Annotated in this window: 14 protein-coding genes; 9 read left to right on the plus strand and 5 right to left on the minus strand. The window is 64.6% G+C overall.

All coding sequences use genetic code 11. The annotated features are described in order from the left end of the window. Nucleotides 1-2: 2 nt before the first annotated feature. The 3 genes from LQG66_RS32275 to LQG66_RS32285 all read right to left on the minus strand — a co-directional run bounded on the left by LQG66_RS32275 (nt 3) and on the right by LQG66_RS32285 (nt 3,225). A complete protein-coding gene (locus tag LQG66_RS32275) occupies nt 3-797 on the minus strand; it encodes an extracellular solute-binding protein (RefSeq protein ID WP_231319841.1) in 795 nt (264 codons plus the stop codon). Between the two features lie 198 nt (nt 798-995). Further along, nucleotides 996-2,486 carry a flavin-containing monooxygenase gene (locus tag LQG66_RS32280; RefSeq protein ID WP_231319842.1) on the minus strand — a complete coding sequence of 497 codons (1,491 nt, stop codon included), beginning with the start codon at nt 2,484-2,486 and terminating at the stop codon, nt 996-998. A gap of 289 nt (nt 2,487-2,775) precedes the next feature. After that, nucleotides 2,776-3,225 carry a cupin domain-containing protein gene (locus LQG66_RS32285; RefSeq protein WP_231319843.1) on the minus strand — a complete coding sequence of 150 codons (450 nt, stop codon included), beginning with the start codon at nt 3,223-3,225 and terminating at the stop codon, nt 2,776-2,778. Between the two features lie 132 nt (nt 3,226-3,357). Here LQG66_RS32285 and LQG66_RS32290 point away from each other — a divergent pair, with 132 nt between their 5' ends. Continuing rightward, nucleotides 3,358-4,407 (plus strand): AraC family transcriptional regulator, encoded by a 1,050-nt coding sequence (locus LQG66_RS32290; protein ID WP_231319844.1) that lies wholly within the window; start codon nt 3,358-3,360, stop codon nt 4,405-4,407. Here the strand turns inward: LQG66_RS32290 and LQG66_RS32295 are convergent. Beyond that, nucleotides 4,397-5,617: a polyhydroxyalkanoate depolymerase gene (locus LQG66_RS32295; RefSeq protein WP_231319845.1), complete on the minus strand. Its 1,221-nt coding sequence runs from the start codon at nt 5,615-5,617 to the stop codon at nt 4,397-4,399. The two genes, LQG66_RS32290 and LQG66_RS32295, sit on opposite strands and share 11 nt — an antisense overlap. A gap of 209 nt (nt 5,618-5,826) precedes the next feature. On the opposite strand from LQG66_RS32295, the gene LQG66_RS32300 reads away from it, so the two are divergent. The 3 genes from LQG66_RS32300 (at nt 5,827) to LQG66_RS32310 (ending at nt 8,060) form a co-directional block, all read left to right on the plus strand. Then, a complete protein-coding gene (locus tag LQG66_RS32300; protein ID WP_231319846.1) occupies nt 5,827-6,480 on the plus strand; it encodes a glutathione S-transferase family protein in 654 nt (217 codons plus the stop codon). Nucleotides 6,481-6,834: 354 nt separating this feature from the next. Further along, a complete protein-coding gene (locus LQG66_RS32305) occupies nt 6,835-7,269 on the plus strand; it encodes a cupin domain-containing protein (RefSeq protein ID WP_231319847.1) in 435 nt (144 codons plus the stop codon). Between the two features lie 314 nt (nt 7,270-7,583). Next, nucleotides 7,584-8,060, plus strand: coding sequence for an HXXEE domain-containing protein (locus LQG66_RS32310; RefSeq protein ID WP_231319848.1), 477 nt, complete (start codon nt 7,584-7,586; stop codon nt 8,058-8,060). Nucleotides 8,061-8,083: 23 nt separating this feature from the next. Here LQG66_RS32310 and LQG66_RS32315 read toward each other — a convergent pair whose 3' ends face one another. After that, nucleotides 8,084-8,356: a hypothetical protein gene (locus tag LQG66_RS32315; RefSeq protein WP_231319849.1), complete on the minus strand. Its 273-nt coding sequence runs from the start codon at nt 8,354-8,356 to the stop codon at nt 8,084-8,086. 134 nt (nt 8,357-8,490) lie between these two features. Here LQG66_RS32315 and LQG66_RS32320 point away from each other — a divergent pair, with 134 nt between their 5' ends. The 5 genes from LQG66_RS32320 (at nt 8,491) to LQG66_RS32340 (ending at nt 13,274) form a co-directional block, all read left to right on the plus strand. After that, nucleotides 8,491-8,853 (plus strand): hypothetical protein, encoded by a 363-nt coding sequence (locus tag LQG66_RS32320; RefSeq protein ID WP_231328039.1) that lies wholly within the window; start codon nt 8,491-8,493, stop codon nt 8,851-8,853. 86 nt (nt 8,854-8,939) lie between these two features. Further along, nucleotides 8,940-9,779, plus strand: a complete 840-nt coding sequence (locus LQG66_RS32325) for an AraC family transcriptional regulator (protein ID WP_231319850.1) — start codon at nt 8,940-8,942, stop codon at nt 9,777-9,779. Nucleotides 9,780-9,943: 164 nt separating this feature from the next. Beyond that, entirely contained in the window at nt 9,944-10,870 is a 927-nt protein-coding gene (locus tag LQG66_RS32330) for an SMP-30/gluconolactonase/LRE family protein (protein ID WP_231319851.1), read from the plus strand. A 112-nt stretch (nt 10,871-10,982) separates the two neighbouring features. Then, a complete protein-coding gene (locus tag LQG66_RS32335; RefSeq protein ID WP_231319852.1) occupies nt 10,983-11,576 on the plus strand; it encodes a GNAT family N-acetyltransferase in 594 nt (197 codons plus the stop codon). Between the two features lie 66 nt (nt 11,577-11,642). Then, a complete protein-coding gene (locus LQG66_RS32340; RefSeq protein WP_231319853.1) occupies nt 11,643-13,274 on the plus strand; it encodes a GMC family oxidoreductase in 1,632 nt (543 codons plus the stop codon). Nucleotides 13,275-13,295: the final 21 nt, after the last annotated feature.

Below are 13,295 nucleotides of genomic sequence, written 5' to 3' on the forward strand. Positions count from 1 at the left end.
AATTAGTTGGGTGACCTCGTAACGATCGGATCGAGCCCGCTCTCCACGATCGTCTTGCGCGCGTCAGGTGAGACGAGGAACTTGATCAACGCCTTGCCGGCGTCCGGCTCCTTGGCATTGGCCGCGACGCCGGCGGAGAACACGGTCATCTTCTGCAGTCCGGCCGGCAGCGGGCCGACGATGTCGATGCCCTTCACCGGCTTGAGCTCGCTGATCTGCTGGAAGCCGATCTCCGCTTCGCCCATGGCCACGATCTCGCCGACCGGAGTCGCAGGAATCATCCGCGCCTTGTCCTTCATCTGCTCCTTGATGCCGAGCTTGTCGAACATGTCGGTCGAGACGTACACACCGCTGGCGCTATCCGAATAGGCGATGGTCTTGGCGGCGATCAGCATGCGCTTCACGGCATCGGCGCTCGCGATGTCGGGATGCGGAGTGCCCGACTTCACGGCGACGCCGATCGGCGAATTGGCGAGGTCGACATGGCTGTCGGGCATCACCCTGCCCTTGGTGGTGAGGTCGCTGAGCGCGTAGCCGACCATGATCAGCACGTCGGCGGGCTCGCCGCGATCGAGACGGACCGGAATGGCGTTCGTCGTCGTTCCCATCGACGGGCCGTAGGCGATCGTGACCTTGTGACCGGAGCGCCGCTCGAACTCCGGCACCAGGGACTTGAACGCCGCCGTCATGCCGCCCGAGATCATGACGTGAATCTCCGCAGCCTGGGCCGCGGTGGTCAGGAGGATCGCGGCCGAGACGGCGAGACCGATGGTACGGATGCGGGTCGACAGGGTCATGAGTGGGCTCCGAGGCAAACGGCTGATGGCCGGATCTGGGGGCGCCTTGGATAGCGCGGCCGGGGTAGGAAGGCCAGCATCGCGGTGCTCCCGAACCCGGCTCGAAAGCCGGGGAGGTCGATCGAACGGGAGTTATGGCACAGTTGCGGCGCGGCCGTGATGGCCATGAGGCGCCGCTGATCAGCGCAGTTAGCGCCGTCAGGCGCCAGCCTGGTAGGCTGGGGCCGAGGCGAGGAAGTCGCCATAGGCGTCCGCATCGGGCGGGCTGAACATCTCGGCCAACGGGTTCCTTCGCCGGTGCCTGGCGCCGATGTCGGACAGCAATTCGTCGAAATGCTTGAAGTGATAGGGTGCAACACATAGTCCGCCGTAAACGCCCGCCGCCGGGCGTTCGACCCGCTTGAAATGCAGCATCATTTCGATGTTGTCGCGCATCTCCTGCTCGCTCGGCTGATGCGCCAATTGCCGGTCGGCGTAGCGTACCAGCCAGTGGGCGGCCATGTCCGCGCAGAGCACCGTGCAGAAGCTCGAATTGAAGCCGACGAAGCCCATGTCCGGGAGGTCGGGATTGGCGATCAGCCGGTACAGCCGATACTGCCCGTCCGGATCGACGAGCTTGCTGCGGTCGCTCTCCGACAGGAAGGGAACGCCGAGCTTGTAGCCGATCGCCAGCACGGCCACGTCGGCCGCAATCCGTTCGCCGCCGCTGGCGACGATCGTGTTCGGCTCATAGTGGTCGAAGGTGCCGAGCACTGCCTTGATTCGGCCGTCGGCGACCATCGGAAAGAAGTCGGGCGTTGCGATCGGGACCGAGCAGTTCACGCCATCCTCGATGCGCGTCTTGGGCACCATGTTGCATTTCGCGAGCTTGAGCTGCGCCTTGAGCAGGCTCTCCAGGCCGCGCCAATTGGCCCAAACGAGAGGTCTGGCCAGGAGATGAGCGAGGCGGGAGAGGGGACCAATGCCCCAGCTCGCGAACATCTGCTCCTGGGCGCGGATGTAGAGGATGCGCTTGAAGTTGATGAGACCGCCGATGAAGTAGGGGATGCGCCACACCGGCTCGCGAAACACTGTCGTCACCGAGCGTGCGCCGGAGCGTACCGCGTTGACCGCGATGTCGGTGGCCGATTTCGAGCCGCCGAGCACGACCATGTGGCGGCCCTTGGCGAGGCTGGCGTCGTTGTATTTGGAGGAATGCATGATCTCGCCGCCGGCGGCCTTGAACTGATCCTCGCCCGCAAGAGACAGCGTCTGCGGTTCGTTGAACTGCCCTGTGCAGATGGCCACGAAATCGAAATCCTCGCGGGTCGTGCGATCTCCCGTTTTGAGATCGAGCGTCCAGCCCGGCCTGCCGTCATCGCGCCGTTGCATTGCGAAAACGGTCGTGTTCAGCCGCATCAGGCGGACGAGGTCATGGGATTTCGCGTAGTCGGCTAGATAGGCATAGACCTGCGGTCCCTTCGGCCATTCCGGATAGCTGTCGGGCATCGCTTTGTCGGTGTAGCGATAGAGCTCCTTGGGGCTCTGCGTCTGCACGTCGGGATAGGAGCGGGCAGGCTCCCACACGCCGCCGAGATCGGCGCTCCGCTCGACAATGGTCACGTTATGGCCGCGGGTCGCAAATGCCTTCGCTGCTGCGAGGCCGGAGACGCCGGCGCCGATCACGCAGACGTTTTTTCGATTGATCATGGGACCTCCTGTTGTCGAGCGCACAGCCGCATGCGGACAGCCTTTACCTGCCGCGCTGCAAGAGCTCGCTGAAGAACTTGACGATGACGAAGGTCGCCCGGCGCGACCGAAGCATGCGACGCCGACGGACCGGCCAGCGTCGAAATCAGGGCGAGGCTAATGTCGCCGATCACACGTAGTTCAGGCGGTGCATCTCCTCATGCTGCAGGGCGTGCAAAACCGATTGCGTTCGTCACGCGCCGTGTTGCAATGAGGAATTGTGCGCTCGACGCTGGGCTGGCGCTGCCGCCTAGTCGTTGGCCTCGGGCGGCAGGAAGTCGACCTCGTGCTCGGCCGAGATCCGCACGACCTCGGCCGGGTCGGCGAGATTATCCAGCATGTTGAACAGCGCCTCCAGCTTCTGCATCGGCGACACCCAAAACAGCGCGCGCGCCGGCTTGTCGGACTTGTTGAAGTAGCCATGGGGGATGCCGCGCGGCATCCGCACGAGATCGCCGGCATGGGCCTTGACCCAGGCGCCGTCGAGCTTGAGGTCGAGCACGCCCTCCTGCACCAGGATGAATTCGTCCTGGGTCGGATGAACGTGAACGGGGACGAACTGGCCGGGCTCGCTGTTGGTCTCGAACGCGAAGGTGGACTCGGTGATGGCTTTGGGGAAGTAGAGCTGACCCAGGATGTTCCAGGTCTTGCCGGCATAGCCGGTGCCGGCGCGCGTGATGCCTTTTTCGAGCGTGATCATGACGGATCTCCTTCCTGCACACGCCTGAAGGATCGAGTGATTGCGGCGTGGTGTCTATCCGCAAAACGAATCCCTCGACGCCAGATGCTAATTATTATAGGTTTCAAATGATTTCGACGGGCGATGTGGATCATGACTGCAAACGCAGCTGCTGATCGCAGTTCGGGACTGTCCGCAGCGCAGCGGCTCGCGGCCTATGGCCGTGTTGCAACGCACGATGTCGATGAGGCTGCTGAACAAATAGGCCGCATCTTCTGTCCGCACGGGCTTCAACCGCAGTCGAAGACTGCGCATGATTTCCTCGCGCTGCATAATTGCGCGGCATTTGACGGCTTCTCCATCAACTACGTTGCCTATGGCGGCGCGGTCACCATTGATCCCGGATGTCTCGACCGCTTCTTCCTGGTGCAGTTGCCGCTGGCCGGCACGGCGCGGATCTTCACCGCGGCCTGCGAGGTCGCGACCGGTCCGGACTGCGCGGCATCGCTGCTGTCGCCGACGCTGCCGACGCGTATGATCTGGGACAACTGCGCCCAGCTCATCCTGCTGCTCGATCGCCGCCTGGTCGAGCAGCGCGCCTCCGCATTGTCTGGGCGTCCGGTGCGGCCGGTCGAATTCGATCCCACCGTCGAACTGTCGGCCCATGCCGGCGGGCGGCTGCGGGCGCACGTCACCGAGCTCGCCGGCCTGGCTGAACGCGTGGGGGGTGAGCGCCGGCTGTCGGCCGTCGCGGCGGCCGATTGGCGCGAGACGCTGCTCGACGTGCTGTTTCAGCAGCCGAGCCAAGGTCTGACGGAGGCGATCAGGCGCTATTCCGGCCGGCTCGACACGCTGCCAAAGGCCGTGCGCAGGGCGCGCGACCTCCTGCACGCGCAGGCGGGCGAGCCACTTGATCTGACGCAGCTCGCTGCAGCCGCCGGCGTCGGGATTCGTGCGCTGCAGGGCGGCTTCCGCCGCCATTTCGGCATGTCGATCTCCGACATGCTGCTCGATATCCGTCTGGCCCGGCTGAATGCGCAGCTGATGGTGGCGTCGCCACAGACGCGCATCATCGACCTCGCCTTCGAACTCGGATTGACGCATCTCGGACGCACGGCGGGCGCCTATCGCGAAAAGTTCGGCGAGACGCCGTCAGTCACCTTATCGCGGGCGCAACGGAAGCGCGGCACGCTCACGAATTGACGTGCACGAAATCCCGCAGCAGCGGATAGATCTCGTTATTCCACTTCTTGCCGCTGAACACGCCGTAATGGCCGACGCCGGCCTGCATGTGATGGACGCGGCGATAGGCGCGCACATTGGTGCAGATGTCCTGCGCGGCGAGCGTCTGGCCGATCGAGCAGATGTCGTCGCGTTCGCCCTCGACCGTCATCAGGCCGATGCGCCGGACGGCCTTCGGATCCACCGGCCGGCCGCGATGCATCAGCTTGCCCTGCGGCAGCAGGTGCTCCTGGAACACGTCGCGCACGGTCTCGATGTAGAATTCCGCCGGGAGGTCCATCACCGCGAAATATTCGTCGTAGAAGGTCTTGATGGTCTCGGCCTTCTCGATCTCGCCCTTGGCGAGGTGATTGGCCAGATCCATGTGCTGCTTCACGTGGCGCTCGAGGTTCATCGACACGAAGGCTGTGAGCTGCACGAAGCCGGGATATACTTTCCGGAATGCGCCGCCGCACTGGAACGGCACGTAGTGGATCAGATTGCCCTCGAACCAGTCGATCGGCTTGCTCTTGGCGAAGTCGTTGACCTTGGTCGGCAGGATGCGGGTGTCGATCGGTCCCGCCATCAGGGTCAGCGTCGCCGGCCGCGACGGGTGGTTGTCCTCGCACATGATGGCGGTCGCCGCCAGTGCCGACACCGACGGCTGGCAGATCGCGACCATGTGCGGGCGCGGCCCGAGCTGACTGAGGAAGGTGATCAGATGATCAGTGTAATCCTCCAGCCCGAAGCGGCCATGCTTGCGCGGAATGTCGCGCGGATTGTGCCAGTCGGTGATGTAGACGTCGTGATCCTGCAGCAGAGTCTTCACAGTGCCGCGCAGCAGGGTCGCGAAATGGCCCGACATCGGCGCCACCAGCAGCACCCGCGGCTGCTCAGGCGCGCCGTCCTTCTTGAAATGCAGCAGCGACCCGAACGGCGTCTTGAACGTGACTTCCTCGGTGACCGCAACCTCACGGTTGCCGACCATCACGCTGTCGATAGCATAGGCCGGTCGGGCATAGGTCAGGGTGGAGCGCGAGATCAGTTCGAACGCCGCGGACAGGCGCCGGAAGGCGCGGTGGGACAGGCCGGACGGGATCAGATTGAGATAGCGCAACGCGGCCGCTGCGCCCTGGCGCCACGGCTCGGTCAGGTCCATGTGGTTCTGGTAGGCTTGGTACAACAGCGCCATCGGGTCCGATCCGTCACGTCAACTTGACGTATGCAATATCGATGTATGCAATATCGGAGCCAGAGGCCGAGAGTCTTGCCTCAAAAACTGGCATGTCGCTTGCTGCGTGAAATGCCTGGAGTATCCGGCTCCGCACACGATCCATCCGCGGCAACGCCGGACGGCTGATGTCCGCGGCCGAACGAAAAGCGACAAGGGGGTAGGGCGACATGGCCAAAGCGACGTTGACCATCAGCAGCAAGAACTATTCGTCATGGTCGCTGCGCGGCTGGCTGCTCGCGAAGTTTGCCGGGCTCGATTTCGATGAAGTGGTCGTGGGGCCGGACGACGCATCGGCGCGGGCGGAGATCCTGCTGCTGTCGTCGTCGATCCTGGTGCCGTGCCTCCGGCACGACGGCGCCACGATCTGGGATACGCTGGCAATTGCGGAATACCTCAACGAGACCTTCCCGGACGTTGGCCTGCTGCCGGCAGACCGCATCCAGCGGGCGCATTGCCGCTCGATCTGTGGCGAAATCCACTCCGGATTCACGACTTTGCGGGCCTCGCTGCCGGTCAATCTCAAGGGGCATTTTCCGGGCTTCAAGGTCTGGACCCGCGCCCAGGCCGACATCGACCGCATCTGGGCGATCTGGCGCGACTGCCTGGACAAGTCGGGCGGTCCCTTTCTTTTCGGCCAGCGCGGCATGGCGGATGCGATGTACGCGCCGGTGGTGACGCGCTTCGTCACCTATGAGGTGAAGCTCGAGCCGCAGCTCGAGGCCTATGCCGATCTCATCATGGCGATGCCGGAGATGCGGGAATGGATCGCGGCTGCGAACGCCGAGCCCGAGGAGATCGAGGAGCTCGAGGTCGAGTATTAGCGGCTTTTCGGCCGGCCGCCGGCGCCGGTCGCAGCGGCGGCTGTCGCCTGACCAGCGACACGACGGCTCACGCGCCGGGCAGTCGCTGCCCAATTTGAAGCCGGAAACACGGTCTGTGCGCGGATCGGATGCTGCCTCCGTCCGCCGCCATACGATCGGGCGGCGTGCGCGAAAACCGGTTGTTAACAATCGGTTCGGATCGGGGTGCGGTCCGGTGCGGCGGATCCTTGCACCGCAGGCAGGGCGTGGCGCGGTTTTCGCATGGCACAATCCGCTTTCGGGCGAGGTGGCCACTGTGGCCGATCACGGGCCTCAAGAGGTTGCCGATGCCGCGATCAACCGGTGGAGGCCCTGATGAACCAGCATGCCGCAGTGACCAAGTTCTCGCACGTGAAGCCCGAAGACACCGACTACACGGGCGGTGGCTTGCGTGACTTCTTCCTCTATCGCGATCTCGGCATCGCCGACGCCACCGGCGGTCAGGTGATCTGCCATCTCGTCAAGGCCAATCCCGATTGCCCGCCGGTCGACGGCACCGGATGGCATCGGCACGATTGCGACTTCCAGATCGTCATCATGATGAAGGGCTGGGCCCGCTTCATGTACGAGGACAAGCCCACGCTGGTGAAGGCCGGTGACGTCGTGCACCAGCGCCCGGGCATCACGCACTACCTCTACGATTATTCCCCCGACATGGAATATATGGAAATCGTCAGCCCGGCGGATTTCAAGACCGTCGAGATGCCGCCGGCCACCGACAACGTGCCGCCGGTGACGCCCTGGACCTGAGCCGGCGAGCCTCATCCGTCATCGATCTCGTTAACTCCTGGCATCCGGTCGCCTCGCACGGCCGGATGCATCGTTTCTGCATGTCGTGGGTCGTCTCCGGCGCGGCCGACATGTAGCCGTGAACAAGTGCCGTACCTGGCGCGGCCGCCGATTCGGACGTGATTCGTTCCGGCCGCGTTCCAAACCTTAAGGCCGGCGTCTGCGGCGTCGCATCTTGACACAGAGCCTGCGTTTTCGCGGGCCAGCCGCTGGGCCACCGCCTCTCCTTGCGTGTCGACGGGATGCCGTTACACCCGCGCGAGGGAGGATCGATCATGAACCTGACGTCACTGGCATGGCTCGCGCTCGCGGCCTACGGCGCGCACATCCTGGAAGAATATACGTTCGATTGGCGCAACTGGGCCCGTGCGGTGATGAAGCTGCCGGTCGAGTGGAGCGACTTCTACGTGACGAATGCGCTGGTGGTCGTGCTCGGCGCGGTGCAGGCGGAGCTCGCCGAGACATGGCCGCTGGCGCCGCTCGCCTACGCAGCACTGATGATCATCAACGCCATCTTTTTCCACATTCTGCCGTTCCTGCGCAGCGGAGGTAGATTCTCGCCGGGGCTGGCGACGGCGCTGATTCTGTTCTTTCCCGTGGCGATTGCGATGTGGCGAAGGGCTTGGGGCGACAATGTGCTCGACGTTGGGACGGCCGCTCTTGCAGTCGTCACCGGCGCGCTGTTGATGGCCTATCCTGTCGTGATGCTCAATCTGCGTTCGAAATCATATTTCCGGCAAGACCGGCCCTGAGCAGAACTCAGGGCCCGGTGTGATCAATAAGACGAAGCGCGATCGGAAACGAAGCTTGGCTGGTGACGCCGTCCGTTGCGCTCCTCATAACGCGCGCGCGGCAAGCGCCAGCCGATCACCGTGGCTTCGAGCGCGCCGCCGGATTCCTTGTTGTGCCATTTTCCATCAATGTAGAAACACTGGAACGGAAGTTGATAGGTGCCGCTGTGATCCTCGCACAGCACCTCGACCGTCTGCCCGGGCGGTGGCTCACCGCTGCCGTCGAATTGCGCTAACCGTTTTTCGCGCGTAGCCATTCTGTGCATCTCCCTAAAAACGGGTCCCAGGCGGAACTTCAATGCGCGATTGAGGTCTCAGTATGGTATCATTCCGGAAACTCCATCAGTTCCATGCAAAATCATGTGTTTGGCAAGCCAATGAGAAAATTGTGATGCGAATGTTTGTTGCCACGTGTTTGCTCGCAATGTGGTGCGCGAGCTCTGCTGTGCAAGCGCAGGATATTCCTGGCATTGAGATCTGCACTGCGGAGAAGGCGATGGACCGCCGGACCTCATGCCTGCAGAGCAACATCGATTTCCTGCAGAAGACGATGACGAAGCAGTCGCTCGATCATCAGCAGAAGCTCGATGCGGCCAATCGCCAGATTCAAGCGCTGAAGGCGGCGCTGATCGCACAGCAGGGCGTTGTCGACGAGCTGAAGGCTTCACAGGTGAAATTGTCCGACGAGCTCAAGAAGAAGGCCGATGCACCGGCCGCAAAGGACGCGCCGCCTGCGAAGCCGAACGGCAAATAGCACGCGTCTGCCGGGCGCAGCGCAATAACGATCAAGCCGCCACGGCCGCGCGCGGTGCATGATTGGCCGCTTCGAAGGAGAGGCGCATGTCGACCAATCCGGCCCAGAAGGCGCTCTGGTTCATCGAAAGCCATCTGTCGGCGCCGCTGTCGCTCGATGACGTCGCCGGCATGGCCGGCGTGTCACGCTTCCACATCGTGCGCGCATTCGCCGCGGCCACCGGCCACTCGGTGATGCGCTATGTGCGGCTGCGTCGACTCAGCGAGGCGGCACGTGCGCTCGCGAATGGTGCGCCGGATATTCTCAGCCTGGCGCTGGAGGCGGACTACGGCTCCCATGAAGCATTCACCCGCGCGTTTCGCGATCAGCTCGGTATCACGCCGGACGCGGTGCGCGCACGCGCTTCGGTCGCCGGTCTGTCGTTGCAGGAGCCTGTCATGATGGATTCGAGCCCGCTTGCCACCCTTACGCCTCCGCGCCTCGTGCACAACAACGCGCTGCTCGTCGCGGGTGTCGCCGAGCGGTTCAGCCATGACAACGGAGCCGGCATTCCGGCGCTATGGCGCCGCTTTCACCAGATGGTTGGGGGGATTCCGGCCCGTGTCGGCGGTCTCGCTTACGGCGTCTGCTGCAACGGCGATGATGCCGGCAATTTCGACTACATCGCCGGCGTCGAGGTGGCTGATTTTTCCGACCTGCCGCGCGCGTTCGCCAGAATCCGCATCCCGGCAGCGACCTTCGCCGTGTTCTCCCATGCTGAGCACATCTCGATGATTCGCCGCACCGTCAGCACGATCTGGAATCATTGGCTGCCGTCGTCGGGCTACACGGTTGCGGATGCGCCGAACTTCGAGCGCTATGACCGGTGCTTCGATCCGCTCACCGGCAATGGCGGTCTCGAGATCTGGGTGCCGATCGTTACCTAGCGAAATGCTTGCGTCCAGTGCTGCAGAGCTGCCCTGCGGCGCCGGAACGCACCGCTTGCTTGGCAAGCTGCATCGGCTTTGCGATAACCTCCGCACAACAAGAACGCCGTTGTGGTGGCCGCCCTCAGCCGTGCCATGCGACAACGAAAGCGGGAGGCCGTCCGATGTCCAACATGCGCGTGCTCGCCACCGATCTCGAATTTCCGGAAGGGCCGGTGGTGATGCCCGACGGCTCCGTGGTGCTGGTCGAGATCCGCGGCCGGCGCCTGACGCGGGTGTGGCCCGACGGACGCAAGGACGTGGTGGCGCAGATTCCGGGCGGGCCGAACGGCGCCGCGCTCGGACCGGACGGCAAGATCTACATCTGCAACAATGGCGGCTTCTCCTGGATTCCGACCGGCAAGATCATCATGCCGGGCCCGCAGCCGGAGGACTATCTCGGCGGCTCGATCCAGCGCGTCGATCTGCAGAGCGGCAAGGTCGAGACCGTGGTCAGCCGCTGCGGCGAGCATGAGCTGCGCGGGCCCAACGACCTCGTGTTCGACCGGCACGGCGGATTGTGGTTCTCCGATCTCGGCAAGCGCCGCGCCCGCGACATGGATGTCGGCGCGTTCTACTATCTCAAGCCCGGCATGAGCGAGATCGTCGAGGCCGTCCACGGCATCCTGCCGGCCAACGGCATCGGCCTGTCGCCCGACGAGAAGACGGTCTACATCGCGGAGACGCCGACCGCGCGGCTGTGGGCCTACGACCTCTCGGAGCCCGGCACCGTCAAGCCGCGCGAGGTGATCTATCGCGGCGAGCGTGGCCGTCCGCTCGCGGGCCTCGGCGGCTACCAGATGTTCGATTCGCTCGCGGTCGAGGCCGGCGGCAATGTCTGCGTCGCAACGCTGGTGTCGGGCTGCATCAGCGTGATCGCCCCCGACGGCACCCTGGTCGAGCAAGTGCCGACCGGTGACCGCGTGACGACGAACATCGCCTTCGGCGGGCCGGAGCTGAAGACGGCCTACATCACGCTGTCGGGCCGGGGCGAACTGGTGGCGATGGACTGGCCGCGGCCGGGCCTGCCGCTGAATTTTCTGAACAAGTGACGCTTCGCGTGATAGTCCCGTCATTGCGAGCGTCAGCGAAGCAATCCAGAGCGGCATGCTCGATCGTGGATTGCTTCGTCGCTTGCGCTCCTCGCAATGACGGAAACTGCTGATGCCCTTTCTCGAACCGGTCACCCTCCGCGGCCCGCACGCCAGCCTTGTGCCGCTGTCGCCGGACCATCACGACGCGCTGGTCGAGGCCGTCAGCGACGGCGAATTGTGGAACCTGTGGTACACCGCAGTTCCGAAACCCGAGACCATGGCCAGGGAGATCGAACGCCGCCTCGGCCTGCTCGCGGCCGGTAGCATGCAGCCGTTCACGGTGCTCGATGCCGACGGGCGCGTGGCCGGCATGACCACCTACATGAATGTCGATGCCGCCAACCGCCGTGTCGAGATCGGCTCGACCTGGTACGCGAAGCGGGTGCAGCGCAGCGCGCTCAACACGCAGTGCAAGAGGCTGTTGCTGGCGCACGCGTTCGAGGCGATGAACTGCATCGCCGTCGAGTTCCGCACGCATTTCTTCAATCACCAGAGCCGGCGCGCCATCGAGCGGCTCGGCGCCAAGCAGGATGGCATCCTGCGCAGCCACCAGATCGCGCCGAACGGCACGCTGCGGGATACCGTCGTCTACAGCATCACCGCGTCCGAATGGCCGACCGTGAAGGCGCATCTCGACTACCAATTGAATGACAAGCCGCGCTGATCGCGCTATGGCGCTTTTGCCGACGCGCCGACGGCGATGATGAGAGAGACCGGGACGACAGACGAGATGGATACGTTCGACTATGTGATCGTGGGGGCCGGCTCCGCCGGCTGCGTGCTCGCCAGCCGCCTCAGCGAGGACCCGTCGGTGACGGTGTGTGTGCTGGAAGCAGGCCCGCGCGACTGGCATCCCTACATCCATCTGCCGGCCGGCTTCATCAAGACTTTCTACATGAAGAGCATCAATTGGGGCTACCAGCAGGAGCCGGGGCCCTATACCGCCGGGCGCAGCATCTACGCGCCGCGCGGCAAGACGCTCGGCGGCTCCTCGTCGATCAATGGCCATGTCTACAACCGCGGCCAGCGCCAGGACTTCGACACCTGGGCCCAGATGGGCAATCGCGGCTGGAGCTACTCCGACGTGCTGCCCCACTTCAAGCGCATGGAGAAACGCATCGGCGCCGGCGAGGATCAGTATCGCGGCCGCGACGGCAACCTCATCGTGACCACCATGGAGTGGAAAGACAGGCTGTGCGAGTCCTTCATGGACGGCGCGGTGTCGCTCGGCATTCCGCGCAATCCCGACTACAACGGCGCGATCCAGGAGGGCGTGTCCTACGTCCAGCGCACAATCCAGAACGGCCGCCGCGTGTCGTCTGCGACCGCGTTCCTGCGCCCGGCCAGCAAGCGGCCGAACGTCGAGGTGCGCACCCATGCCCATGCCACCGGCGTCGTGCTCGAAGGCAAGCGCGCAGTCGGCGTGCGCTATAGCCGTGGCGGGCGCGGCGGCGTGCCGGTCGAGGTGCGCGCGCGGAAAGAAGTGATCCTGTCGGGCGGCACCTACAATTCGCCGCAACTGCTGCAGCTGTCCGGCATCGGCGCGCCCGAGCTGCTGCAGGAGCACGGCATCGAGGTGCGCCATGCGCTCAACAGCGTCGGCGAGGGGCTGCAGGACCACTACGCGCCGCGCACGGTCGCGCGCGTCAAGAACATCAAGACCATCAACGAGCTCGCGCGCGGTCTCAACCTGTGGGGCGAAGCGCTGAAATGGGCGGTCACGCGGCGGGGCATCCTGTCATTGTCGCCGACCATGGTGTACTGCTTCTGGCACTCCGGTGAGACCGCCGAGAGCTCCGACCTGCAGCTTACCTTCACGCCGGCGAGCTACAAGGAGGGCGTGCAGGGCCAGCTCGAGGACGAGCCCGGCATGACCGTCGCGTCCTGGCAGCAGCGTCCGGAGAGCCGCGGCTATGTGCGACTTCGCTCTGCCGATCCGTTCGATCAGCCGCTGATCCAGACCAACTATCTCACCGCCGAGCTCGATCGCCGCGTCGTCGTCGCCGGCATGAAGCTGGCGCGCCGGCTGCTGGCGTCGGCGCCGCTCGCGCCGTACTACGCCTACGAGGATTTCCCGGGTCCGAAGGTGAACACCGACGACGAGTTCCTGGCCGCGGCGACGCAGCGCGCCACCACCACCTTCCATCCCGGCTGCTCCTGCCGCATGGGCCCGGCGGAGTCGACGTGGGCGACGGTCGACGACCAGCTCCGCGTGCACGGCCTCTCGGGCCTGCGCGTCGCCGACGCCTCGATCATGCCCCGCATGATCTCGGCCAACCTCAACGCCGCGACCTTGATGATCGGCGACAAGGCCGGCGATCTGATCCTCGGCAAGGCGGCGGTGGCGAGTCTGTCGGCGTGAGGGAGGAGCTCGCTCAGCTCG

Origin of the sequence: Bradyrhizobium ontarionense (assembly GCF_021088345.1) — a bacterium.
In the GTDB taxonomy this organism is placed as follows: Bacteria; Pseudomonadota; Alphaproteobacteria; order Rhizobiales; family Xanthobacteraceae; genus Bradyrhizobium; species Bradyrhizobium ontarionense.

What these genes read in the sequence shown, in the direction of transcription:
- LQG66_RS32275 (WP_231319841.1), bottom strand. Translation starts at nt 797, where the DNA reads ATGACCCTGTCGACCCGCATCCGTACCATCGGTCTCGCCGTCTCGGCC.
- LQG66_RS32280 (WP_231319842.1), bottom strand. Translation starts at nt 2,486, where the DNA reads ATGATCAATCGAAAAAACGTCTGCGTGATCGGCGCCGGCGTCTCCGGC.
- LQG66_RS32285 (WP_231319843.1), bottom strand. Translation starts at nt 3,225, where the DNA reads ATGATCACGCTCGAAAAAGGCATCACGCGCGCCGGCACCGGCTATGCC.
- LQG66_RS32290 (WP_231319844.1), top strand. Translation starts at nt 3,358, where the DNA reads ATGACTGCAAACGCAGCTGCTGATCGCAGTTCGGGACTGTCCGCAGCG.
- LQG66_RS32295 (WP_231319845.1), bottom strand. Translation starts at nt 5,617, where the DNA reads ATGGCGCTGTTGTACCAAGCCTACCAGAACCACATGGACCTGACCGAG.
- LQG66_RS32300 (WP_231319846.1), top strand. Translation starts at nt 5,827, where the DNA reads ATGGCCAAAGCGACGTTGACCATCAGCAGCAAGAACTATTCGTCATGG.
- LQG66_RS32305 (WP_231319847.1), top strand. Translation starts at nt 6,835, where the DNA reads ATGAACCAGCATGCCGCAGTGACCAAGTTCTCGCACGTGAAGCCCGAA.
- LQG66_RS32310 (WP_231319848.1), top strand. Translation starts at nt 7,584, where the DNA reads ATGAACCTGACGTCACTGGCATGGCTCGCGCTCGCGGCCTACGGCGCG.
- LQG66_RS32315 (WP_231319849.1), bottom strand. Translation starts at nt 8,356, where the DNA reads ATGGCTACGCGCGAAAAACGGTTAGCGCAATTCGACGGCAGCGGTGAG.
- LQG66_RS32320 (WP_231328039.1), top strand. Translation starts at nt 8,491, where the DNA reads ATGCGAATGTTTGTTGCCACGTGTTTGCTCGCAATGTGGTGCGCGAGC.
- LQG66_RS32325 (WP_231319850.1), top strand. Translation starts at nt 8,940, where the DNA reads ATGTCGACCAATCCGGCCCAGAAGGCGCTCTGGTTCATCGAAAGCCAT.
- LQG66_RS32330 (WP_231319851.1), top strand. Translation starts at nt 9,944, where the DNA reads ATGTCCAACATGCGCGTGCTCGCCACCGATCTCGAATTTCCGGAAGGG.
- LQG66_RS32335 (WP_231319852.1), top strand. Translation starts at nt 10,983, where the DNA reads ATGCCCTTTCTCGAACCGGTCACCCTCCGCGGCCCGCACGCCAGCCTT.
- LQG66_RS32340 (WP_231319853.1), top strand. Translation starts at nt 11,643, where the DNA reads ATGGATACGTTCGACTATGTGATCGTGGGGGCCGGCTCCGCCGGCTGC.